Below are 24,409 nucleotides of genomic sequence, written 5' to 3' on the forward strand. Positions count from 1 at the left end.
CGCCTGCCCAGCCGCTGGTTGCAGGCGCTTAAGGCGCGGTAGAAGCGCCCGATTCAAACCAGCGTTTGACCAGATCGCGCTCGTCAGCACTCAGCCCATCGGGGTTGCCAAAGGGCATTTTGCGCAACACCACCACCTGCTGGTAGATCTGCTGGGTGTGCTGGGCCACCTCTGCCGGGCTGTCGAGCTTCACATTCTTTTGTGCCAGCCCCGTGGCGCTGTGGCACAGCACGCAATGCTGGGCAAATACCTTGGCCACTTCGCCATAGGGCACCGCGCCGGCAGCAGGCTGGCTGACGGGTGCCGAGGCAGCCACGGCCGGCTTGGGGCCGGGCCGCAGCCAGGCGATCACGCCCAAAATCACCAGCACCCCTATCAGCGCATAAGGCCAGGGATGCTTGTTGCGCCCCAGCTTGTGGCCATGGCGCAGCACAAAAAACTGGCGAATAGCGGCGCCGGCGAACATCATGCCGATGAGCACCAGCCAGTTGTACTTCTGGTTGTAGAGCCAGCCATAGTGGTTGGACAGCATTGCAAACAGCACCGGCAAGGTGAAATAGGTGTTGTGTACGCTGCGCTGCTTGCCGCGCTTGCCGTAGATGGGATCGACCGGGTCGCCGTTCTTCAGTGCCCGCACAACGGTGCGCTGGCCAGGAATGATCCAGAAGAACACATTGGCGCTCATCGAGGTGGCCAGCATCGCGCCCATCAGCAAGAAGGCTGCTTGGCCCGGAAAGATATGGCAGGCCAGGTAAGCAGCGATGCAGACCAGCACCAGCACCAAAGCGCCCACGATCGCATCGCCATGCTTTTTAAAGCCAAATACGCGGCAGATGCCGTCATACAGCAGCCAGAAGACCGCCAGAAAGCTCAGCGCCGCGAACACCGCCAACGGCGCGCTCATCGCATTGGGATCGGCCGGGTTGACCAGGTAGATATTCGCATTCCACAGGTAGGACACGGTCAGCAGCGCGAAGCCTGACAGCCAGGTGGTGTAGCTCTCCCAGTAGAACCAGTGCAGGTGGTCGGGCAGCTTGGGCGGCGAGACATTGAACTTGACCGGGTGGTAGAAGCCGCCGCCATGCACCGCCCAGAGCTCGCCACTGACACCCTGCTTTTTCAGATCCTCGTCTTCCGGCGGGGTCAGGCTACTGTCAAGAAACACAAAATAGAAAGAGGAACCCACCCAGGCGATGGCTGTGATCACATGCAGCCAGCGCAACAACAGGTTCGCCCAATCGAGGATATAGCCTTCCATTGCTTTCATCCTTGGCAGCGTGGGGTCTGCCAGTGCGAGGGAGGGGGTACTGCCCCGCTCTCCTCATCAAACTGCCAAATCGCATTGGCAGCTTGTTGAACCTGCTCACCACGGCGGGCGATCTGAGCAGCAGACAGGCCGCAATCCACAGCCATCATTGTTGTGACCGGGGCACCGCTGCGACCTTTTGTAGACTTAAAGTGTATGCAATTTTTGCCGCCTGTTGGTCGGCAAAAAGCCGCAAGCCCCCTAGATAAAACCCTGATGCAACGCAGCAAACGTGCGTGCAGCGCGGCTCATCCCTGCAGATGCTGCAGCAACTGGGCAGCGACTGCAATCGCAATCACCTCGGGCGCCTTGCCCTGGATGCCCCGCACGCCAATCGGGCAAGTGATGCGGGCAAACTCCTCGTCGGCAAAACCCCGCTCCGCCAGCCGGTGCGCAAAGCTGGCGCGCTTGGTGGCGCTGCCGATCAGGCCGACCAGGTCCAGATCGCCATGGCTGCGCTGGCGTTGCAGGCAGGCCTGGGTGATCTGCAAGTCCTGCTGGTGGTCGTGGGTGAGGATAAACACGCTGCTGCCTGGCGCCAGGTCTGCCACCGCCCTCTCGATGGGGTCGGAATACTCGGCCTGTACATTGGCAGGCAGCGTGGTTGGGAACAGCGCCTCGCGGCTGTCCACCCAAGTGATCTGCAGTGGCAGGTGGCTCAGCACCTGCACCAGCGCTGCGCCCACATGGCCCGCGCCAAAGACGGCCACGGGGCTGCAGTGCGGCGCCAAGCGCTGCGCCAGTGGTTCGCAGTCGGCCTGTGTCACCCGCTGAAAACGCAGATGCACCACACCGCCGCAGCACTGGCCCAAACGGGGGCCCAGCGCAAAGCGCTCGCTCACCGCGTCGCCGCCACTGGCCAACAGATCGCGGGCCTTGTTGGCGGCCTCCCACTCCAGGTGGCCACCGCCAATCGTGCTCAGCTGGTCCTGCGCAAATACGGCCATCCAGGCACCGGCATCGCGTGGTGCCGATCCCTGTGTAGACTCCACCTGCACCAGGCAGGCATCCTGTGTCGCCAGGCGACCCAATAATTGCTGCAGTACGGGCATGCCTTGTTCCAAGATCAAAATCGGCCTGCCATACTGCAAAGCCGCAATAGACGGATTTGTACCATGAGCGATCGACCTTCCCCCTCTCTGCTGTCACGACTTTGGCATACGCTTTTTCGTATACCGCAGCAGTCGCCAAAGCCCGCTCAGGCGGCAACAGGCGGGCCAGCGAAGGCGCCCAAGGCTTCCGAGCAGGACGATAACCCGGACAGCTATCTCTCCGTCCTCACGGAATTCCCCGGCATGCACAAGTCTCCGTGGTCCTCTGATGCGGATGGGCAAGACTCCGTCCTCAACCCGGTCGCCGACGAGGCCTACCGCAAGCGTTGCGCCCAGCACCTCTATGACCGGTATCCCGAGCGGATCTATACCGGCATGCTGCCGCCCATGCTCTATGCCATCGGCGTGCTGGAGGTTTTGCTCGACGAAGACGGCCATATCCAGGACATGAACTGGATGCGCGAGCCTGCCCAGGCGCCAGAAGTACCGCCGCTGATCGAGGCGCTGGTCCAGGCCGCCGCGCCCTTCCCCGCCCCCCAGCATCTGCGCCATGGCGAAGTGATGGTCTCCTATACCGAGACCTGGCTCTGGGATGCGTCCGGCCAGTTCCAGCTGCACACCTTGAGCGAAGGCCAGCAGTAAGGCGGGCATCGCTCAAACACAAAATACAAGCGCAAAAAAACCGGCCTGCTGACCGGTTTCTGCTTTGCATGCGCTGCGCGCGCTGCTTTATTCCTTGATTTTGGTGATCTTGGCACCTTGCAAGGACACACCCGCTTCCAGACCGGCATTGTTCAGCACAAAGCTGGTCACCGGCGCTTGGGCCGAGGTGGTATCGATGCTGCCATTGGCACCCACGCGGCCAGCAGCCACGGTGGCATCGGCACCTACCGACCAGCCATTGCTGTCACGGAACTTGGCCAGTGCTTCAGGTGTGTTGAACACATAGATCACCGCCTTGGACTGGCCACCTGCCTGCCAGCCGATCGATGCGCCGGTGGTGCTGTAGTAGCTGTCGCTGCGCTTGCCCACGCGCAGCACGCCACGGCCGTGTTCCACACCAATCACAAAGCTGCCACCGATAACGGATGGGAACACCAGCACGCCCTTGGAGCGGGCCACCAGGTCCTTGGAGCCAGGAGCGGTCTGGTACAGGCGCTCCAGCGCGGCGTTGGCACGGGCGTCGACCGACGTCTCATCCGCGCGCGGCGCATTGCTGGTTTCAGGTTTGGTCACCGTGCAGGCTGCCATCGACAGAGCACCAGCCACCACGGCAGCGGCGACACCGAGAGTGCGCATAGAAAAACGTTGCATACCAACTCCTTTGAAATTTACTGTTATTTCGATCAGGTTGGCACCGCCGTAGGGACTGCGGTGCACCTAAGAGCAAATAGTAGCCACACCTGGTGACCGTGGAAGCTTGCAGATACAACTAGCGGCGTCGGCCTACAGCTTGGGCGATGCGTGCTTGAGACAGGTCAAGGGCCTGCAGACGAACCCAGACGCATAAGCCAATAGATGCCGTGTACATCCCTCGAGCATCATCTTCGCGAACCTGCGTTAGCTGGGTTTGAAGCCACAGAAATCCGGCAGATTCGCTCCTATCAAAATTATTTATTTGGTAGTTATGAACTATCATTTTTCAATTTTTGATAGGAGTTCGCATGTCCGGAAAGCCAGCAGCCCGCATCGATGACAAAGTCAAATACGCACGGATCGTCAACTTTGAGCGCGACGCGCTGCACCGAGAGATCCACCGCCAGGTCCTCACCGACATCAAGAACCTAACACCCGGCGAGACCACCGCCAAACCCCTCTACCGCAAGCTCGGCTGGGACGCAGCCGGGCGTATGGAAACGATGCAGTGGATGGGCCTGGAGCAAGGCAGTGCGCTGGATGACATGCTGTCCATTCCTGGTGCAGCCCAAGGCGGTGCTACTACCACCCGCGTCCCACAAACCCTGCTAGGCGCCATGAGCGCCCGGCAGTACTACTACGACAGCCTAGGGCAAATGGTCGGCATGCGTAGCCACGCCGGCATCAGCCGCTTTGCCTACGATGCAGCAGGGCGGCTCACAGGCGCCCACACGCCGCATGCCGGATCCCAGCGCTGGCAGTTCGACCCCGCAGGCAACCGCCTGCCCATCGCCGGCCCCGATACAAAGCCTGTCACCCCAGACGCCATCACCGGCCACCTCAACGAAACCGACCGCCTGCGCGCCCAGCAACGCGCCGCCGCACAAGCCAATCCCATCACCAAAGAGCAGCTGCTGCGCAGCGACTTTCATCCCCTCCAAGCGGACCCTGACCCCAGCAGCAACCAGCCCCTACACACCAGCAAACGCTGGGCCGGCAACCGCGTGGCCTATTACGAAAACCAGGAAGACGCGAGCAGCCAAGGCGCAAAAATCCATTACCAATACGACAGCCGAGGCAACCGCACCCAAAGCTTGGACGAAGCCACGGGCCGCAAGCTAGAGCTGACGTATGACAGTGGCAATCAGCTGGTGCAGGTAGTCATCTCAGAAAAGGAGCAACAAACCGCCCAGCAGTATCGCTATGACGCCTTTGGACGGCGACTAGTCAAATACAACATACCGGCCAACTCAGCAGCGGGCGATTTAGGCGAAACAGCCTACTTTGGATGGGATGGAGACCGCTTGATCCACACCGAACGGTACAACGGCGCGAACGTGAGAGACCGCGATGGCGCAGCCCAACCCGAAATCATCCACACCATCTACGAGCCTGGGTCGTTTACTCCGCTCATCCAGCTGCGAAGAGCCAGCAAAGCCGAACCAGACCTGGGCGATGCACTGTTAGCCAATACGTCACCCGGCGTGGTGCAAGACGCGCTGCGCAGTGCTCTTGCCGATATCAAAGCGCTCAACGCCTCCCTGCCCCAGAACATCGCCTATCTCTCCATGTCCAAGGATGTGCAGGCATTTATGCGCGAGCAGCTGCAGGACTACGAGCAAACGGTGAGCGCCCAACGCAAAGAGGCCGCAGAAAAAGTCGAGATCCGCCACTACCTCTGCGACCACCTGGGAACGCCCAACGCCTTGATCCGGGAGGACAGCCGGCTGGACTGGGCGGTCCAATTGGATGCCTGGGGGAATGTGCGAGCGGAGCATAACCCGGGCGACCTGTACCAGCCGATTCGGCTGCCGGGGCAGCATGCGGATGGGGTGACCGGGCTTTATTACAACCGGCATCGGTATTATGATTCTGGTGTAGGCTGGTACATTAGCCAAGATCCTATTGGGTTAATGGGTGGAATAAACATTAATATCTATCCTGCCGACCCCACGACTTGGGCCGATCCATTGGGATTAGTTCCGATATACAGAGAGGGAGGCATCCGTGTTGAAGCATATTTAGGGCCGCAAGCGGGCGGACTGGAACATGCACGTCACGGCCCCGGCGCACAATACCATGTTCATGTTTATGATGAAAAAGGTAACTATGTAAGAATGGGAACTGAGAACTGGACCCCGCTTACAAAAGAAGACGAGGAGAAAATGAAGAAAAATAAAAAGATCCGTGATTTTTGCAAATCATTATCTTCGGGCGAACAGAAACTTCTTGATCGGGCAAATCGCCAAGTGTTTCATAGAGGGCATCCAACCATCAACCAGTCAATGAGACTTGGCAACATGTCGGGTGCCAGAGCTGCCGGAAGATTTGGAATAGTTCCACCAGTAATTCGCGGAGGAGGCCAGTAATGAAGCATATAGAACCCATTGAGTTAGATATGGCATACAAGGCATATAACGAGCAAGGCGACGTAGAGCTGGCAATATCACTGTATGAAATTGCAGCAAGAAAAAATAGCATTGAAGCAATGGAAGCTTTGATAGATATTTACTTAAACAAAGGAATGATGAAAAGTGGCCGTACATGGATAGAAAAAATTATCCAAGAGGCCGAAAATGGCAAACCAGACTTTCAGCTTGCGTTAGCAAAACTGCACCTATCAAAAAATATTCCAAATGCAAGCAATCAAATAGCCTTTGATTTCTTACTAAGAGCAGCAAATAATTGCAATTCTGATGCTCAATATATATTAGCCGACTTGTACTGCTCTGGTCTACACCAGATAGAAAGGTCAACAGATAGAGCTGGCTACTGGCTCCGAAGAGCATATAAAAACAGACATCCTGCCGCCATCTATGACATCGCATGTTTCCATCTGCATAAAAATAATAAAAAAGAGAAAGCAGTGTGCTTATTAAAAAAATCTTCTGATTTGGGTTTTGATCAAGCTACGGACGCGTTAAATACCCAAGATATTTGGCCGGAATGACGACTTTCTATAATCCGAAATTTTGATTTCACACGCTCAGTTTTGTTGCATTTCTATTTATGGATAGTCGGCTGGACTGCACGGTGCAACTTGACGTTTGGGGGAATGTACGGGCGGAGCACAACCCGGGTGACTTGTACCAGCAGATTCGTTTGCCGGGGCAGCATGCGGATGGGGATACGGGACTTTGTTACGACCGATATCGATACCATAATTCGGGGCATGGATGCTATACAAATGAAACTTCGATTATTTTTTTGGAGGAATTAATACATATGTATATTCCTCAAGTGTCCTCTTGGTATTAGCAATCCATCGAGGCTTGCTGGCTGCCTGTTGTATTTCCCTGATTATTCAATTGATGTAGACAATGAAGTTTCACTAAATTTTGAGGGCGGGCATAGTGGGCTTTTGAGTTACAATGCAAATGGTACAACACAGTATTATGAATTTAACAGACACAACCCAAATAATATTCATATAGTGGGACATAAAAGACCCAGAAATGAAGGGAACGTTAGACGCATTCCAGTCCCATAATTTAGTTATGGACTCAGGGACGGGCCAGCCCACAGCTGCATCATTAAAGAAACTGAAAAAATCACTCTCGAACCGAGCAGGAAAGCAGACCAGAGCAAAATTGACCTGCGATCACAGTGCGGATGAGAAAAAATTAATGGCTATGCAAATAATCTGGCATAAGATCAAAGTCGCTCCCCATATAGCTTAAAGCTAAGCCCTCAAATCAATGTAGAGATTTAGCCAGACGTGCATTAGGAGCCGAAAAAGATGAGTAAATTTAATCGATGGAAAATTTCTTCGATTGTTTTAGGGGCATGTTGCTTCTCAATGATTTATAAAGGATTTGATGATGGCATCACACTTACCTACATGAAAGCAAGTATGGAGAGTACAACAATGCATGCAGAATTAATTAGAGACTTGATTGAGCATGAATGGATGGGATTAAGCAAAGAGGAAGTTATATCGCGCTTGAATGCTTACGCAGAATCACGACCATCCGAGATTGTAGTGATAAAAAAAAACCTCAAGAAAATGCAATTCATTATGACGCTTATAAATTTTGCTTCTTTAATGGGAAACTAGTGAAAATAATATGAATTCAGATCCGCTAGGGAAGCTCAGCAGAACCATTGAATTCAGTAGTGCAGATCGGATCACCGCTGGTTGAGCCACATCTGCACGGTTTTGCAGTTAAGTGCCGCAGCGTTCATGATTACATGTATAAAAACCGCAATCCCATGTTCATGGACCACGAACTCTGCGCGAGGTTGTAGATTCAGCAAATTCCACGGAGACAGCCTTCCATACAAATAGCCCCGAACAAGAATTCCCGTCCCCCCTCCCCCGGCGGCGAGCACCAAGATCGCTGCCAGCAGTAGCAAAAAGACGCCGAGCGTTCTTCGACGCGTCTTGGAATTAACGATCAGAGGCTCTGCAATCGGAAAAAGCGCCAGAACGTGCGAGACCGCTCTCGCACCGAGAGTCGCCTGCAACTCAGCATGAACCCAGCGCTGCTAGAAAGTCTTCGTCATGAAAAGGATTTATCGATGGATGTATGTGCACATCGAACCGAATAAGACGGTAGCCAGCACCAAACCATTCCTGAAAACCTCCAGCAAAGGGGGTCCCGTCTAGATGAGAACGGAGCGAATCAAAATGATGAAGAGTCCAGAAGTCGCTGGTTCGCTGGTGCTGAGCGAGAGGCGAGCAGTAGCCGCGCACTGAACCGTCGGTGGGCACCACTTAAGAATTCCGCGAAACCCTGGCCCGAAGGGCTGAACGCGGATCTGGATGACACACTGAAGTCTTTTTGAAAGGCAAGACGTAACCATTGAGTTGAAAGGCAAAGAAGCGGTTCGCCCGAACCCGCATCCACACCCCAAGGAAGGGAATCGGCAAAATTCGCTATGCCCCCTCCCCCCCGCCTCAAGACCCCCGGTACGTCGAATAGCTCCAAGGGCTCACTAGCAGCGGCACGTGGTAATGCTGATCCGCATGGGCCACACCAAAATCCAGATTTACCTGGTTCAAAAAGTTGGGGCTGGGCAGCTCCACGCCTTTGGCGGCAAAGTAGGCGGCTACCTCAAAGCTCAGGCGGTAGGTGCCGGGGCGCAGGGTGGCGTTGTCAAACAGGGGGGTTTGGGTGCGGCCGTCGTGGTTCAGGGTTTCGCGGCGGATCAGGCGCAGCTCGCCGCCGTCGGTGGCGTACAGCGCGATGTCCATGCCCGCAGCGGGGCAGCCGTGCATGGTATCGAGAACGTGGGTGCTCAGGCCCATAGGTAAATCTCCTGATGATTCTGGGTAAGATCGGACTGGTGATGTGCACTAAAAGTGTATACACTTTTTGTCATTAGGCCTACTATCCTGACATGGAATCCACCTCAACGTCCACCATCGCCCAATCGCTGACCCGTGCCATCGTCGAGCACCGGTTGCTGCCAGGCACCAAGCTGGCCGAGCAAAAGCTCGCCGACCATTTTGGCGTATCGCGCACCCTGGTGCGCCAGGCGCTGTTTCAGCTGTCGCAAAACCACCTGGTCACCCTGGAGCCCGCACGCGGCGCCTTTGTGTCTACCCCATCCGTCACCGAAGCGCGCCAGGTGTTTGCCGTGCGCAAGATGCTCGAAGCGCAGATGACGCGCAGCTTTGTCGAGACCGTCACGCCCAAGCAGATCAAGGTCTTGCGTGAGCATGTGCGGCAAGAGGCCGCCGCCGTACACCGTGCCGATGTCACCGAGCGCACGGAGCTGCTGGGCGACTTCCATGTGCGCATGGCAGAACTGATGGGCAACGATGTGCTGGCCCAGCTGCTCGGCGATCTGATCTCGCGTTGCGCGCTCATCACCCTGATGTACCAGTCGGCCAGCGCCGCCGCCCACTCGCACGAGGAGCACGAAGAAATCGTGCAGGCCCTCGCCCGCAAGGATGCCGAAGGCGCGGTGCAACTGATGATCGCGCACCTGGAGCATGTGGAGCAAGGCCTGCAGTTCGAACGCGAGATTCCCAGCAACGATTTATCCATGGCTCTGTCCTCGATCACGCTATGACCTACGACGCTACCACCCCCTACCCCCGCGACCTTATCGGCTACGGCCGCGATGTGCCCCATGCCCAGTGGCCCCAGGGCGCACGCATTGCGGTGCAGTTTGTGCTGAACTACGAGGAAGGCGGCGAAAACCATGTGCTGCATGGTGACCCGGGCAGCGAGCAGTTCCTCTCCGAGATGTTCAACCCGGCCTCCTACCCCGACCGCCATATGAGCATGGATGGCATCTATGAATACGGCTCGCGCGCCGGCGTATGGCGCCTGCTGCGCGAGTTTGAAAAGCGCGGCCTGCCGCTGACGGTGTTTGGCGTGGCCACGGCCTTGCAGCGCCACCGCGAGCTGGCCCAGGCGTTTTCCGATCTGGGCCATGAGGTGGCCTGCCACGGCCTCAAATGGGTGCACTACCAAAGCACGCCTGAAGACGTTGAGCGCGCCCACATGCAGCAGGCGATGGACATCTTCCACAGCCTTTACGGCAGCCGCAGCACCCACGGCCTGGGCTGGTACACCGGCCGCGACAGCCCCAACACCCACCGCCTGGTGGCCGATTTTGGGGGCTTTGCCTACGACAGCGACTACTACGGCGACGACCTGCCCTTCTGGATGAAAGTCGGCAAAAGCGATGGCAGCGCCGCGCACCAGCTGATCGTGCCCTACACCCTGGACTGTAATGACATGCGCTTTGCGCTGCCCCAGGGCTACTCGCATGCCGATCCTTTCTTCCAGTACCTCAAAGACACTTTCGATGTGCTGTACGCCGAGGGCGACCCGGCCGTTGAGAACCGCCCCAAGATGATGAGCATCGGCATGCACTGCCGCCTGCTGGGCCGCCCGGGCCGCATCACCGCATTGCAGCGCTTTTTGGACCATATCCAGCAGCACCAGAACGTCTGGGTCTGCCGCCGCATCGACATTGCCCGCCACTGGGCCGAGCACTTTCCCGCCCCCACGCTTTGAAAGATGACACAGCGCCGCGCCTAAGCCCAGAGAGCGCTAGTACCGCATTCATTCGATAGGAAACTCATGGCTCTGACCCTGGAACAACTCAACCAAGCCACGCCCGATGCGGCGCTGGCCATGCTCGATGGGCTGTACGAGCACTCGCCCTGGATTGCCCAAGCCGCGCTGGCCCAGCGGCCCTTTGCGTCGCTGGCCCAGCTCAAGCACGCGATGGTGCGCGTGCTGGCGCAGGCGCCGGTCGATGCGCAGCTGGCCCTGATCCGCGCCCACCCCGAGTTGGCGGGCAAGGCCATGGTGGCCAATACCTTGACGGCAGAATCCACCCTGGAGCAAAACCGCGCGGGCCTGACCCAATGCACGCCCGAGGAGTTTGCGCGCATCCAGCAGCTCAATGCGGACTACAACGCGCGCTTTGGATTCCCCTTCATCCTGGCGGTGCGCGGGCCACGCGGCCTGGGCCTGCCCAAGCAGGACATCATCGACACGTTTGCAAGGCGCCTGAACCACCACCCGGATTTTGAGCGCAACGAAGCGCTGCGCCATATCCACCGCATTGCCGAGATCCGCCTGAACGACAAGTTTGGCTACGAGCCGGTGCTCGGCAATGACGTCTGGGACTGGCAGGAGCGCCTGGCCCAGCACAGCGATGAAGGCTTTGCCGAAAAAGGCCAGCTCACTGTGACCTACCTGACCGATGCCCACCGCGCCTGCGCGCAACGCATCAGCCACTGGATGCGCGACAGCGGTTTTGACGAGGTCGAGATCGATGCGGTCGGCAACGTGGTGGGCCGCTACCGCCCCGCGCAAGAAGGCGGCCAGTACCTGCTCACCGGCAGCCATTACGACACCGTGCGCAACGGCGGCAAGTACGACGGGCGCCTGGGCATCTTTGTGCCGATGGCTTGCGTGCGTGAGCTGCACCGCGCCGGCAAGCGCCTGCCCTTTGGCATTGAAGTGGTGGCCTTTGCCGAGGAAGAAGGCCAGCGCTACAAGGCCACCTTCCTGGGCTCGGGCGCGCTGATCGGCCACTTCAACCCGCAGTGGCTGGACCAGGCCGATGCCGACGGCATCACGATGCGCGAGGCCATGCAGCACGCCGGCCTCTGCATTGATGACATCCCCAAGATCCAGCGCGATGCCTCGCAGTACCTCGGCTTTATCGAGGTACACATCGAGCAAGGCCCGGTGCTGACCGAGCTGGATATTCCGCTGGGCATCGTCACCTCCATCAACGGCAGCTCGCGCTATGTTTGCGAGATGATCGGCATGGCCAGCCATGCCGGCACCACGCCGATGGACCGCCGCCGCGATGCCGCCTGCGGCGTGGCCGAGCTGATGCTGTATGCCGAGCAGCGCGCCGCGCAAGATGGCGATTCGGTCGCCACCTTTGGCATGCTGGAGGTGCCCAGCGGCTCGATCAACGTCGTGCCCGGCCAGTGCAAGTTCAGCATTGACATGCGCGCCCCCACCGATCCGCAGCGCGATGCGCTGGTGCGCGATGTAATGGCGCAGCTCGACGCCATCGCGCAAAAGCGTGGCCTGCGCTACCGTGCCGAGCAAACCATGCAGGCCGCTGCCGCCCCCAGCGCGGCCGCCTGGCAGCTGCGATGGGAAAAGGCCGTGGCCGCCCAGGGCGTGCCACTGTTCCGCATGCCCAGCGGCGCCGGCCATGATGCGATGAAGCTGCACGAGATCATGCCCCAGGCCATGCTCTTTGTGCGCGGCATCAACAGCGGCATCAGCCACAACCCGCTGGAATCGTCCACCGCCGATGACATGCAGCTGGCGATAGACAGCTTCAGCCACGTCCTTCAACAACTAGAAAACGAATCCGTATGACCACGAACAACGCCACCTACGCCGCCCTGGACCAGTGGATTGACCAGCACTTTGACGAGCAGGTGCAGTTCTTCCAGAAGCTGGTGCAGGTGCCCACCGACACCCCGCCCGGCGACAACACCCCCCACGCCGAGCGCACCGCCGAGCTGCTGCAGGCCATGGGCTACGCCGCTGAAAAGCATGTGGTGCCCCAGGCCGATGTCGAAGCCTATGGCATGGCCTCGATCACCAACCTGATCGTGCGCCGCCCGTTTGGCGCAGCCGGCTCGGGCCGCACGATTGCGCTCAACGCCCATGGCGATGTGGTGCCACCGGGCGAGGGCTGGAGCCATGACCCCTATGGCGCCGGCATTGTCGACGGCAAGCTCTACGGCCGCGCCGCTGCCGTGAGCAAGTGCGATTTCTCCACCTTCACCTACGCCTTGCGCGCACTGGAGGCCGTGGCCAAGCCCAGCAAGGGCGCCGTGGAGCTGCACTTTACCTACGACGAAGAGTTTGGCGGCCTGCTGGGCCCCGGCTGGTTGCTGGAGAAGGGCCTGACCAAGCCCGACCTGTTGGTCGCTGCCGGCTTTAGCTATGAAGTCGTCGTGGCCCACAATGGCTGCCTGCAGATGGAAATCACCGTACACGGCAAGATGGCCCATGCCGCCGTGCCGCACACGGGCGTCGATGCGCTGCAGGCCACCGTCGCCATCATGAATGACCTGTATGCCGAGAACATTGCCTACCAAAAGGTCTGCTCCCAGGTCGAAGGCATCAAGCACCCTTACCTGAACATTGGCCGCATCGAAGGCGGCACCAACACCAATGTGATCCCCGGCAAGGTGCTGCTCAAGATTGACCGCCGCATGATCCCCGAGGAGAAACCGGCCGAGGTCGAAGCCCATATCCGCCAGGTGATTGCCAAGGCGCTGGAGCGCTTCAATACCGAGCGCGGCTACCAGGGCGACGATGCTGTGTATGTCGACATCAAGCGCCTGCTGCTGGCCAACGCGATGACGCCACTGGCCGGCAACCAACCGCTGGTCGATGCGATCCAGACCCATGGCGAAGCCGTGTTTGGCGAGAAGCCGCCTGCTGTCGGCACTCCCCTGTACACCGATGTGCGCCTGTATGTCGAGCGCGGCATTCCCGGCGTGATCTACGGCGCAGGCCCCCGCACCGTGCTGGAGAGCCATGCCAAGCGCGCTGACGAGCGCCTGGACCTGGAAGACCTGCGCCGCGCCACCAAGGTCATCGCCCGCTCCCTGGTCGATCTGTTGGCCTGATCCAACGTGGCGCCCCGCAGCGCCACTTGAAACAAGCTTTTACCACCGCCTTCCGGCTCTGCGCCTGGGGGCGTTTTTGCTGGTGGCGGCAGGCTTTTGAAGGCGGCCGCATCGCCCAATCACCCATCCCAATGCCGAGGCTTGAGGGTAATCGGGGGGTTGCTGCAGCCCTTCATTTGTATACACTTTTTGTATGGATTTTTAAGACCGTTCTACCTTTCTAGTTCCCCACGATGAGGAGTGAAAAACATGCAAACAGACAAACACCCGGTCGATCAAATGCTGCCGCTGGGGCGGCTCACCACCTTGGGCTTGCAGCATGTGCTGGTGATGTACGCGGGGGCCGTTGCGGTGCCGCTGATTGTGGGCCGCGCACTCAATCTTGATTCGCACCAAATCGCCAAGCTGATATCGGCCGACCTGTTTGTCTGTGGCCTGGTCACCTTGATACAGGCCTGGGGAGCGACCCGCTGGTTTGGCATCAAACTGCCGGTGATGATGGGCGTGACCTTTGCCAGCGTGGCGCCGATGATCTCGATGGCGCAGAACACCGGCGGCGTCTATGGCGCGGGGCTGATCTTTGGCTCGGTCATTGGGGCGGGGGCGATATCGATACTTATCTCACCTCTGGTCAGCCGCATGCTGCGCTTCTTTCCGCCCGTCGTCACCGGCACCATCATCACGGTGATCGGCATCAGCCTGATGCGCGTGGGCATCAACTGGATATTTGGCAACCCGGTCGGGCCCACCGCGCCTTCCATGCCCAACCCCGAGCATGTCAAATGGCTGCAAAACGCACAGGTAGCGGCTGGCGTGCCTGGTTCGGCCCTGCCGCCCATTCCGCATGGCCTGGCCATCCTGCCCTCCGTCCCCAACCCGCGCTATGGCGATCTGAGCGGTGTCGGCATCTCTGCGCTGGTGCTGGTGTCCATCTTGCTGATCACCAAGTTTGCCAAAGGTTTTTTTGCCAATATCGCCGTGCTGGCCGGCATTGTGATTGGCGCCGTCGTCGCCACCGCCATGGGCCTGATGACCTACGAGAAAGTCGCGCACGCCGAATGGTTTGACTTTGTGATGCCGTTCGAGATCGCCACGCCGGTGTTCGACCCGATCCTGATCCTGACGATGACCTTGGTGATGATTGTCGTGATGATCGAATCGGTCGGCATGTTCCTGGCGCTGGGCGATATGACGAACAAAGAGGTCAGGCCTGACGACCTGACCCGGGGCCTGCGCACCGATGGCCTGGGCACCTTGCTGGGCGGCATATTCAACACATTCCCCTACACCAGCTTTTCGCAAAACGTCGGCCTGGTGGCAGTCACCGGCATCCAGAGCCGCTTTGTCTGCGTGGCCGGCGGTTTTATCCTGATCATTCTGGGCGTGCTGCCCAAGCTGGGTGCGCTGGTCGAATCGCTGCCCACGATGGTGCTCGGCGGCGCAGGTCTGGTCATGTTCGGCATGGTGGCCGCTACCGGCATCCGCATTCTGGCCAATGTCGATTTCCGCCATAACCGCTACAACGCGATGATTGTTGCCGTGTCCATCGGCTTTGGCATGATCCCGCTGATTGCACCGCAGTTCCGCCAGTGGATGCCCCATGCCATCCACCCGCTGATTGAATCGGGCATCTTGCTCGCGTCAATCTGCGCCCTCGCGCTGAACCTGTTTTTCAACGGTGCCAAGCTCGACAAGGCCCAGATCATCAAGGCTGCGCAGCAAGCAGATGCCCACTGACCAAATTGCTGCGGTGCAGCATCGAAACTTAGGCCCACTGCCCCATAGGGATGGGCCTGCGCCTTTATCATCCGCCTGGTACACACTGGATTGACTCACTCTTATGGCACAACAACTCTCCGCCGCCGAACAGGCACTGCGCGAAGCCGCACTCGAATACCATCGCAGCCCCAGCAAGGGCAAGATTTCGGTGACTCCCACCAAGCCGCTGTCCAACCAGCGTGACCTGTCGCTGGCCTATTCGCCAGGCGTGGCCTACCCCTGCCTGGACATCGAAGCCGATCCCAGCCTGGCAGCCGACTACACCTCGCGCGGCAACCTGGTCGGCGTGATCACCAACGGCACCGCCGTGCTGGGCCTGGGCGATATCGGCCCGCTGGCCAGCAAGCCGGTGATGGAAGGCAAGGGCTGTTTGTTCAAGAAGTTCGCCGGCGTCGATGTGTTCGACATCGAACTGGCCGAGCGCGATCCGGACAAGCTGATCGACATCATCGCCAGCCTCGAACCCACCCTGGGCGGCATCAACCTTGAAGACATCAAGGCACCCGAGTGCTTCTACATCGAGCAAGAGCTGTCCAAGCGCATGAACATTCCGGTGTTTCATGACGACCAGCACGGCACGGCCATCATCTCCAGCGCTGCGCTGCTCAACGGCCTGGAGCTGGTCGACAAGCAAATCGGCGACGTCAAGATCGCCGTCTCCGGCGCTGGCGCTGCCGCCATTGCCTGTGTCGACGTGATGGTGGGCCTGGGCGTCAAGCGCGAGAACATCTTCATGGTGGACTCCAAGGGCGTGATCTACGAAGGCCGCCCCGGCAACCTGGACGCATCCAAGGCCCGCTACGCGCAAAAGACCGAAGCCCGCACCCTCGGCGATGTGGTCAACGGCGCTGACGTGTTCCTGGGCTGCTCCGCCCCTGGCGTGCTGACCGCCGACATGGTCAAGACCATGGCCGACAAGCCGATCATTCTGGCGCTGGCCAACCCCGAGCCAGAAATCCGCCCCGAACTGGCCAAGGCCGTTCGTCCGGATTGCATCATCGCCACCGGCCGTTCGGACTACCCGAACCAGGTCAACAACGTGCTGTGCTTCCCCTACATCTTCCGTGGCGCGCTCGATTGCGGCGCCAGCAAGATCACCGAAGCCATGAAGCTGGCCTGCGTGCGCGAAATCGCCGCACTCGCCAAGCAAGACGTGAGCGACGAAGTGGCAGCCGCTTACCAGGGCAAGGAGCTGAAGTTCGGCCCCGACTACCTGATCCCCACCCCGTTCGACACCCGCCTGATCCTGCGCATTGCACCCGCCGTGGCCAAGGCCGCGCAAGAGTCCGGCGTGGCAGCACGCCCGATCGAAGACATCGAAGCCTACCGTGAGAACCTCAGCCGCTTCGTCTACCAAACCAGCATGTTCATGCGCCCGGTGTTTGCCGCGGCCAAGGCCAATGTGCAACGTGTGGCCTACGCGGAAGGTGAAGACGACCGCGTGCTGCGCGCCGTGCAAGTCGCCGTGGACGACGGTCTGGCCAAGCCGATCCTGATCGGCCGCCCTGCTGTTATCGAAGCCCGCATTGCCAAGGCCGGCCTGCGCCTGCAACTGGGCAAGGATGTGGACATCGTCAACCCTGAGGATGACCCACGCTTCCGCCAGTACTGGGAGGCTTACCACGCACTGATGGGCCGCAATGGCGTGACCCCTGAGGTGGCGAAGTCTGCCGTGCGCCGCTCCAACACCGTGATCGCCGCACTGATGGTGCACCTGGGCGATGCCGATGCGATGCTGTGTGGCGTGATGGGCCGCTTTGACAAGCACCTGGGCCATATCGAAGACGTGCTGGGCCACAAGACCGATGCCAACCGCCTGGCCACCGTGAACGCGCTGATGCTGGAAGGCCGCACCTTGTTCATCGCCGACACCTACATCAACGAAGACCCGACCGCCGAAGAGCTGGCCCAAATTGCCAAGCTCGCCGCGCAAGAGGTGCAGCGCTTTGGCCTGCCCCCCAAGGTGGCCTTCCTGTCGCACAGCAACTACGGCTCTTCTACCCGCAAGTCGGCGCTCAAGATGCGCGCTGCCCGCGACCTGTTTGCCGCTGCCAACCCCGACATCGAATGCGATGGCGAAATGCATGGCGACACCGCGCTGGACGAGAGCGTGCGCGAGCGCACCCTCATCGAGTCGAGCCTGACCGGTGAAGCCAATGTGCTGATCTGCCCCAACCTGGACGCAGCGAACATTCTGTTCAATGTGCTCAAGACCACCGCATCGCACGGCACCACCATCGGCCCGATCCTGCTGGGCAGCGAGGCACCAGCCCATGTGCTGACCCCCTCGTCCACCGTGCGCCGCGTGGTCAACATGACGGCCCTGGTCGCCGCCCAAGCCCAGGCCCGCAAGGAAGGCAAGTAAGCGCTGGCGCGGCGCCTGCCGCGCCTTTGCTGGCACTGCACAACTGCTGCACAGCCCATAAAGAGATAGCCCCAGGCACAGCGCCTGGGGCTTTTTTACGTCTGTGATCTGGGCCGCATGCGGGCCGTCAACCAGCCCGCTGTGCCTCTCAAGCCGCCCCCGTCACCAACCGGTCAAACAACTGCGCATCGCCCATCTGTCCGCCTTTGAGCATCAGCTCCAGCCCATCGATGCGCGCATCATCGCTGCGCGCCACGCTCAAGGTCACTCCGGGCGCCAAGGTGCTGTGGAAGGCGAGCCCCCACAGCCCCAGCGCCTGCGTCGCCAGGCTGGAGGTATCGCCGCCCGCAATGCCCAGGCGCCGCAAGGGCTGGCCCTGTGCTGCCACCAGGCGCAAGGTTTCTGCCACCAGCTGCGCACTGCGCTGTGCCACCGCTGCGGTCGTGGCCGCATCCACGGTTTGATCGGGCCGGCTGGTGTGCGCCAGCATATGGCGCCCCTCGTGCAGCCCCTGGGCCAGCTGGGCCGCACAGGTGGGCAGGTAGCCCTCCTCAGCCAACAGCCGGCCCACCTCCACCTCCCGCTTGTCAAACTGCTGGCTGGCCGCGATCTGCTGGCTGGAGACCGGCGACAGGCTGCCCACCAACACCAGCACCGGGCCCTGCGCTGGTGCCAGCGCTTCAGCCACTGGCGCATCGCCCAACAAGCCCAGTTGGCGCCAGCCAGCTATCAGGCACTGCTCCACACTGCTGGGCCCTACGGTCAGCAACGGCGACTGCTGCGCGCGTGCCCACAGCAAGGCGCCAATCTGCGTCAGCTGGGCTTCATGCACCAGGTCGATCAACAAGGCATCCGGCACAGGGCCTGCTCCTTCTTGCGCCTGCATCCAGCGCAGCAGTACCTCGGTATCGACCCCCGCCAGCTCCAGCTGCCGCGTGCTCAGCAGCCGAATATCGGCCAGCCCCTGCTTGGCCAGGTGCAGACGCAGATCGGCCTCGTCCATGGGGGTGACGGGGTGCTGCCGCATGGTGGGATGGCGGTCAATACGGTGAACCGCGCCACCCGGCCCCGCCTGCGCAAACAAATTGCCAAAGGCGCAAAAGCGCCCAATGTTGGGCTGGCCGCCCACGATCACCGCTGGCGATTCGGGTGCCACCTGGCGCAAGGCCGCCACGGCTGCACCAATGCTGCCCACATGCGGGGCGCTGTCAAAGGTGGAGCAGCATTTGTAGTGCAGCACGGCCGCGCCGCTGTGCGCCATAAACTGCGCCACCGGCGCCAGCACCTCGGCCATCGCAGCGGGGGCCAGGCTGCGGGCCGCACCGGCAATGCCAATGGCCTGCAAAGGCCCGGCCTTGGCCCGTTGCGCCTCGGTCGGCACATCCAGAAAAAGCAGAGATCGCAGGCCCGCCTGCGCCACCGTGGCCAGGGTATCGGTCGCACCGGTAAAGTCATCGCCATACCAGACGACGGCGGGCTGGCCGCGCAGCAAGGTGTCCAGCATGTCGCCTATCCGCGCTTGCCAAAAAACTGCAGTGCGCGTGCCAGCTCCGGCGCATGCCAAGCATAGTCGTCCAGGCTGCTGCCTTCTCTCACGGCAGCCCAGGCTTGGCGAATGCTCACCACGCCAGCCGCAGGCCCATCCGGGTGCGCCAAAATGCCGCCGCCGGACATGAACAGCAGGTCATCGCTCTGCAGCGCTGCCCAGGTGGCGGGCACCGTACCCGCCCACTGGCCCGATGAGAAAGCAGGCAGCACGCGGTCATCCTGCACGGCCGACAAACGCCGCTGGCAGTCCTGCGCGGATTCCACCACCTCGGCATCGGGCTGGGCAAACTTGCCCTGCAAGCCATGCACATGCACATGGTCCACCCCGGCCAGGCGCCACAAGGTCTGGTAGGCCTGGTAGCCCATGCCCAGCATCGGGTCGCGCGACAGCGCGCCATAGCCATTGCGGTGCGCATGCAGCGCCAAGGGCGTGTGGCGCCGCAAGCTTTGAATGCCCGACAGACCACACCAATTGATGCTGGCCATCACACAGCTGCCGCCCTCCTTTTGCACCAGGTCGGCATGGCGCAGCATGGCGCTGGTCTCATCCGTGATGTTGAAGGCCACCATCACCCATTTGCCGGTGCGCTCCCGGTGCTCGCGGATCACACGCATCACCGCTGGAATACGCTCCTGCAGCGGCGCATGCGCCGGGTTGGCAGATACCTCGTCGTCCTTGATAAAGTCCACGCCCGCGTCGCACAACTGCCGCACCAGGTCGGCCGTCTGCTGGGCAGACAGACCCACATTGGGCTTGACGATGGTGCCCACCATGGCACCATGGGCCGAGCCAATGCTGCGCCGGGTGCCCGCTACGCCCATGGTGGGCAGATCGAACTGGTCGCGGTAGTCTGGCGGCAGGTCCATGCTCTCCAGCCGCAGGCCCGATACCTCTCCCAGGTCATACAGATTTCCGCTGACGGTGGCCGCCAAGGTGGGCAGGTTGGCACCCACATTGGCAATGGGGAAGGCGATGCGCACGCGGGCACGCTGCCAGTTCGCGCCCGCGCCATAGCCTTGGCGCTCCAGCCAGGCATTGGGCAGGCTGGGCCGCTCCACCGTGCCCAGCGCTTGTACCGACAGCACCTGGGCGCGGGCACGGGCCCGCAGGTCATCGGTCTCGCCCGCCACGCGGGTAAAGGTGCCGCAAGATTGCTCACCGGCCATTACCTCGGCAACGGCCTCGGGCGCCAGCGGCGTCTCGATCAGGTAGCTGGCTTCAAAATGGGTAGATGTCATCGCATGTCCAGGCCCGGGCCGGGCCGGCCTTCACAGGGTGTTGAGGTCAGGGAAAGGGCGCACGGGGTTCTGGCCATTCCAGTTCTGGGAGGCCGCGCGAATCAGATCAAACATCTTTCCCTTGGGGCCCATCACCTCGGACAGTTCGATCACCGTGCCCGGGTGGTACTCGGTGTCAAAGTAGATAAAGCGGCCGTTCTTGCCCACCTCGCCACTCATTTGCGGCTTGAAGCCCTGCGCCAGCAAGCGCTGCAGATCGGCGTCGTAGTCGGTGGTCCAGTACGCCACATGCTGCAGGCCCGTGCGGCCAGCGCGCAGAAAGTCGCGGTACATCGACGGCACATCGTTGCGCACCTGAATCAGCTCCACCTGCACAAAGCCCGAGTTGGCCAGCGCCACCGAGTTGTGCGGCTGGTAGCTCTCGCCCGCGTACTGGTAGTTCTCGATCGGCACCTTCGGGTTGTAGAACCAAGGGCCCACGCCCAAGGTCTCGCTCCAGTACTTCATCGCGGCCTCGATATCGTTGACCACATAGCCCAGCTGGCGGATCTCTCCCAAAAAGCGACTCATAGCTTGTCTTTCGTTTGTTGTAGGGTTGGTTGTTTTGTTGATGGCATAGGCGCTGCCTCACGTGAGGTACACGCGATGCAGACCTAAACCTAATAGCGGGCCACAGACAGCAGCACGCTAGAACAGGTTCCTAAAGAAATCCGGTAGAAATCCAGGGGATGGCCGCCACAAACAGCAGCCCGATGAACAGCGCCAGCATGTAGCCGCCGATGGGCCGTATGCCCTCGTTCGGGTTGACCTTGCTGATGGCACAGGCGCCGTAGTAGCCCACGCCAAAGGGCGGCGCAAACAGGCCGATGCCCATCGCAAAGATCACGACCATCGCGTAATGCACTTCATGCACCCCTACCTCTTTGGCGATGGGGAACAGCAGCGGGCCAAACAGCACGATGGCGGGAATGCCTTCGAGCACACTGCCCAGCACGATGAAGCAGACGATGGAGATCGCCAGAAAGCCCCAGCTGCCGCCAGGTATGGTCGTCATCGCCTTGGCCAGATCGGACGAGAAGCCCGACTGCGTCAGCCCCCATGCCATGCCGGTGGCGCAGCCCACAATCAGCATGATCGCGCCCGACAGCGAAGCGGTTTCCACCAGCATCGGCTTCAACCGCCGCCAGTCAAAACAGCGGTAGATGAACAGGCCCACCACCACCGAATAGACCACGCCGATGGTGGACACCTCGGTTGCCGTCGCAATCCCCTCCACCACGGCAGCGCGGATCACAAACGGCAAGGCCAGCGCCGGCAAGGCAATCACCAGCAAACGGCCAATCTGCTTGCCGCTAAAGCGCTCCACGCCGCTCAAATCCTCTTTGCGGTAACGCCACCACACGACGCAGCACAAGGCCGCGCCCAACACCACAGCAGGCAGCATGCCGCCAGTAAACAGCGCGGCAATCGATATGCCGGTGACCGAGCCAATGGTGATCAGCACAATGGATGGCGGAATGGTCTCCGTCTGCGCGCCGGTAGCAGACAGCAGCGCTACCAGATCGCCCTCCTTGGCGCCGCGCTTTTTCATCTCGGGGAAGAGCACTGGCGCAATCGCGGCCATATCCGCCACCTTCGAGCCGGAGATGCCCGATACCAGGTACATCGCGCCAATCAGCACATAAGACAGCCCCCCGCGCACGCGCCCCAGCAGGCTCGCCAGAAACTGGATCATCGCCTTGGCCATGCCCGTCATCTCGATCAGCGAGCCCAGAAAAATAAACATCGGCACCGCCAGCATGATCAGGTGCGACATGCCCTCGTCCAGCCGCCCGACCATCACCACCAGCGGCGTGCGCGTGGTCAAGGCCAGGTAGCCAAAGGTGGCCAGCGCAAACGAGAACGCAATCGGCACGCCCGCAAACACCGTGCCCGCCACCACCAGCACAAAGAAGATCACCAGATTGAACTTGCCCAGGCTCTTGAACAGCGGCTGGCACAGCCAGAACAACAGCACCAGCCCAGCCACCATGGCCACCGCCGCCAGCGCCTTTTGCCAGCTGGTCTGTGTCAGCAAACGCAGCAAGGCCACCACGGCCATCAGGCCCATGCCCACCGGCAGCGCGGCGGCCCGCCAGGCATTGCTCAGCTCCATCGCCGGCGTGGTGATAAAGGCTTCTTCCTCCGCGTACTCATACGCAGGGCCCAGCACCATCAGCAAAAAGGCCAGCGATGCGGCCAGTGCAAAGGCCTCCAGCGCTACGCGCAGGCCTGGCCGCACATTGTTGATAAAGGCCGTCATGCGCATGTGCTCGCCCCGGCGCAGTGCCACCACGGCGCCCAGCATGGACAGCCACAGAAACATCAGCGAGGCCAGCTCATCGGACCAGACCAGCGGCTGGTGGAACACATAGCGCGCAACGACGCCGGCAAACAGCACAACGATTTCGGCCAGCACCAAAGCGGCGGCCGCCGTCTCGACGATGGCGCCCAGGCCTCGGTCAACGCCACGGGCCAGCAAGGCCAAGGCGTTGTCGGGCGGCGCAGGAGAGAGCCCCGCCAGCGCGGGGGTTGCAGGGTGGGACATGGCAATGCTCTTTCAGGGCGTGATTCAAGCAGCGCTTATGCGAGCTTGCCGACGGCGCCTTCGAGCAGGCTCCACACGTCCTTGCCAAAGCGGCCTTGCCAGTCCTTGTAAAAGCCCGAGCTGCGCAGCGCCGCGCGAAAGCTCTCGGCATCCGGCTGGTTGAACTGCAGGCCCTTGCTGGCCAGGTCAGCCTGCACGGAGGCATTGAGCTGGCTGATATCACCCCGCTGCGCCATGCCGGCATCGTTGATGGCGGTGGCGACGATCTTCTTCACATCGGCCGGCAGGCTCTCCCACATGCGGCCGTTGGCGATGAACCAGTAACCATCCCAGATATGGTTGGTCAGCGAGCAGAACTTCTGCACCTCGTACAGCTTGGCCACCTGGATGATGGGCAGCGGGTTCTCTTGCGCATCCACAATGCGCGTCTGCAGCGACGAATACACCTCGGAGAACTGCAGGCTGGCCGGCGCCGCGCCCAGGCCCTTGAACATCGCAATTGGCATGGGGCTCACCGGCACGCGGATCTTGAGGCCATCCATGTCCTTGGCGCTCTGCACCGCGCCCTTGCTGCTGGTGGTCTGGCGGAAACCGTTGTCCCACATCTTCTCGAACGCATAGAGCTTGCGCTTGGCGATCTCGGCCCGCACCATCGCGCCGACCTGGCCGTCCATCGCCTTCCAGACCTGGTCGTAGTTGTTGAACGCAAAGCCCACCGCATTGATGGCCGCTGCTGGCACCAAGGTGGCAATCACCAGCGCCGAAGGGGTGAAGAAATCAATCCCGCCCGAGCGCACCTGCGACAGCATGTCGGTGTCACCGCCCAGCTGGTTGTTGGGGTAGATGGCCAGCTCCACCCGGCCATTGCTTTCCTTGCGGATGCGGTCGGCTGCCTCTTGGGCGCGGATATTGAGCGGGTGGCTGAGCGGCAGGTTGTTGCCGTACTTCAGCGAGAACTCGGCCGCCCGCGCGATCCGGGGAAAGCCCGACACCATGCCTGCGGCAGGCAAGGCGGTCAGTCCCTTGATGAGGGAACGGCGGCTGAGTTCGGTCATGTTTGTCTCCTAATATTTGATTTGAATTGATGTAA

At 60.7% G+C, this 24,409-nt stretch carries 19 protein-coding genes; 10 read left to right on the top strand and 9 right to left on the bottom strand.

Annotation, left to right across the window (positions count from 1 at the left end; all coding sequences use genetic code 11):
• Positions 1–28: 28 nt before the first annotated feature.
• Complete coding sequence (locus HS961_RS18890; RefSeq protein ID WP_182324638.1) at positions 29–1,258, bottom strand: urate hydroxylase PuuD; 1,230 nt, start codon at positions 1,256–1,258, stop codon at positions 29–31.
• Between the two features lie 296 nt (positions 1,259–1,554).
• Positions 1,555–2,358: a xanthine dehydrogenase accessory protein XdhC gene (gene xdhC / locus HS961_RS18895; RefSeq protein WP_182324640.1), complete on the bottom strand. Its 804-nt coding sequence runs from the start codon at positions 2,356–2,358 to the stop codon at positions 1,555–1,557.
• A 243-nt stretch (positions 2,359–2,601) separates the two neighbouring features.
• Between xdhC and HS961_RS18900 the strand changes: the two genes are divergently transcribed.
• Entirely contained in the window at positions 2,602–3,000 is a 399-nt protein-coding gene (locus tag HS961_RS18900) for a hypothetical protein (protein WP_182324642.1), read from the top strand.
• An 87-nt stretch (positions 3,001–3,087) separates the two neighbouring features.
• Here HS961_RS18900 and HS961_RS18905 read toward each other — a convergent pair whose 3' ends face one another.
• Complete coding sequence (locus HS961_RS18905) at positions 3,088–3,672, bottom strand: YSC84-related protein (RefSeq protein ID WP_182324644.1); 585 nt, start codon at positions 3,670–3,672, stop codon at positions 3,088–3,090.
• A 350-nt stretch (positions 3,673–4,022) separates the two neighbouring features.
• Here HS961_RS18905 and HS961_RS18910 point away from each other — a divergent pair, with 350 nt between their 5' ends.
• The 3 genes from HS961_RS18910 (at position 4,023) to HS961_RS18920 (ending at position 7,771) form a co-directional block, all read left to right on the top strand.
• A complete protein-coding gene (locus HS961_RS18910) occupies positions 4,023–6,083 on the top strand; it encodes an RHS repeat-associated core domain-containing protein (protein ID WP_182324646.1) in 2,061 nt (686 codons plus the stop codon).
• Positions 6,083–6,664, top strand: a complete 582-nt coding sequence (locus HS961_RS18915; RefSeq protein WP_182324648.1) for a tetratricopeptide repeat protein — start codon at positions 6,083–6,085, stop codon at positions 6,662–6,664. The genes HS961_RS18910 and HS961_RS18915 overlap by 1 nt, the downstream gene beginning before the upstream one ends.
• A gap of 789 nt (positions 6,665–7,453) precedes the next feature.
• On the top strand, positions 7,454–7,771 hold the full coding sequence (locus HS961_RS18920) for an Imm58 family immunity protein (RefSeq protein ID WP_182324650.1): 318 nt from the start codon (positions 7,454–7,456) through the stop codon (positions 7,769–7,771).
• A gap of 843 nt (positions 7,772–8,614) precedes the next feature.
• Here the strand turns inward: HS961_RS18920 and uraH are convergent.
• Positions 8,615–8,965, bottom strand: a complete 351-nt coding sequence (gene uraH / locus HS961_RS18925) for a hydroxyisourate hydrolase (RefSeq protein ID WP_133854778.1) — start codon at positions 8,963–8,965, stop codon at positions 8,615–8,617.
• A 92-nt stretch (positions 8,966–9,057) separates the two neighbouring features.
• On the opposite strand from uraH, the gene HS961_RS18930 reads away from it, so the two are divergent.
• The 6 genes from HS961_RS18930 (at position 9,058) to HS961_RS18955 (ending at position 17,945) form a co-directional block, all read left to right on the top strand.
• A complete protein-coding gene (locus tag HS961_RS18930) occupies positions 9,058–9,735 on the top strand; it encodes a GntR family transcriptional regulator (RefSeq protein WP_116925811.1) in 678 nt (225 codons plus the stop codon).
• Positions 9,732–10,691 carry an allantoinase PuuE gene (gene puuE, locus HS961_RS18935; protein ID WP_182324652.1) on the top strand — a complete coding sequence of 320 codons (960 nt, stop codon included), beginning with the start codon at positions 9,732–9,734 and terminating at the stop codon, positions 10,689–10,691. Before HS961_RS18930 ends, puuE begins: the two co-directional genes overlap by 4 nt.
• Before the next feature lie 66 nt (positions 10,692–10,757).
• Positions 10,758–12,533, top strand: a complete 1,776-nt coding sequence (gene uraD, locus HS961_RS18940; protein ID WP_182324654.1) for a 2-oxo-4-hydroxy-4-carboxy-5-ureidoimidazoline decarboxylase — start codon at positions 10,758–10,760, stop codon at positions 12,531–12,533.
• Positions 12,530–13,801: a M20/M25/M40 family metallo-hydrolase gene (locus tag HS961_RS18945; RefSeq protein WP_182324656.1), complete on the top strand. Its 1,272-nt coding sequence runs from the start codon at positions 12,530–12,532 to the stop codon at positions 13,799–13,801. Before uraD ends, HS961_RS18945 begins: the two co-directional genes overlap by 4 nt.
• A gap of 249 nt (positions 13,802–14,050) precedes the next feature.
• On the top strand, positions 14,051–15,538 hold the full coding sequence (locus tag HS961_RS18950) for a nucleobase:cation symporter-2 family protein (protein ID WP_182324658.1): 1,488 nt from the start codon (positions 14,051–14,053) through the stop codon (positions 15,536–15,538).
• Between the two features lie 103 nt (positions 15,539–15,641).
• Complete coding sequence (locus HS961_RS18955; protein WP_182324660.1) at positions 15,642–17,945, top strand: NADP-dependent malic enzyme; 2,304 nt, start codon at positions 15,642–15,644, stop codon at positions 17,943–17,945.
• Between the two features lie 148 nt (positions 17,946–18,093).
• On the opposite strand, the gene HS961_RS18960 is transcribed toward HS961_RS18955, so the two are convergent.
• The 5 genes from HS961_RS18960 to HS961_RS18980 all read right to left on the bottom strand — a co-directional run bounded on the left by HS961_RS18960 (position 18,094) and on the right by HS961_RS18980 (position 24,374).
• On the bottom strand, positions 18,094–19,449 hold the full coding sequence (locus HS961_RS18960; RefSeq protein ID WP_182324661.1) for a four-carbon acid sugar kinase family protein: 1,356 nt from the start codon (positions 19,447–19,449) through the stop codon (positions 18,094–18,096).
• Positions 19,450–19,454: 5 nt separating this feature from the next.
• Positions 19,455–20,732 carry a ribulose-bisphosphate carboxylase large subunit family protein gene (locus HS961_RS18965; protein WP_182324663.1) on the bottom strand — a complete coding sequence of 426 codons (1,278 nt, stop codon included), beginning with the start codon at positions 20,730–20,732 and terminating at the stop codon, positions 19,455–19,457.
• A gap of 30 nt (positions 20,733–20,762) precedes the next feature.
• Complete coding sequence (locus tag HS961_RS18970) at positions 20,763–21,302, bottom strand: VOC family protein (protein ID WP_182324665.1); 540 nt, start codon at positions 21,300–21,302, stop codon at positions 20,763–20,765.
• Between the two features lie 130 nt (positions 21,303–21,432).
• Positions 21,433–23,319, bottom strand: coding sequence for a TRAP transporter large permease subunit (locus HS961_RS18975; RefSeq protein ID WP_182324667.1), 1,887 nt, complete (start codon positions 23,317–23,319; stop codon positions 21,433–21,435).
• A gap of 35 nt (positions 23,320–23,354) precedes the next feature.
• A complete protein-coding gene (locus HS961_RS18980) occupies positions 23,355–24,374 on the bottom strand; it encodes a TRAP transporter substrate-binding protein (RefSeq protein ID WP_182324669.1) in 1,020 nt (339 codons plus the stop codon).
• Positions 24,375–24,409: the final 35 nt, after the last annotated feature.

Origin of the sequence: Comamonas piscis (genome assembly GCF_014109725.1) — a bacterium.
Taxonomy (GTDB): domain Bacteria; phylum Pseudomonadota; class Gammaproteobacteria; order Burkholderiales; family Burkholderiaceae_C; genus Comamonas; species Comamonas piscis.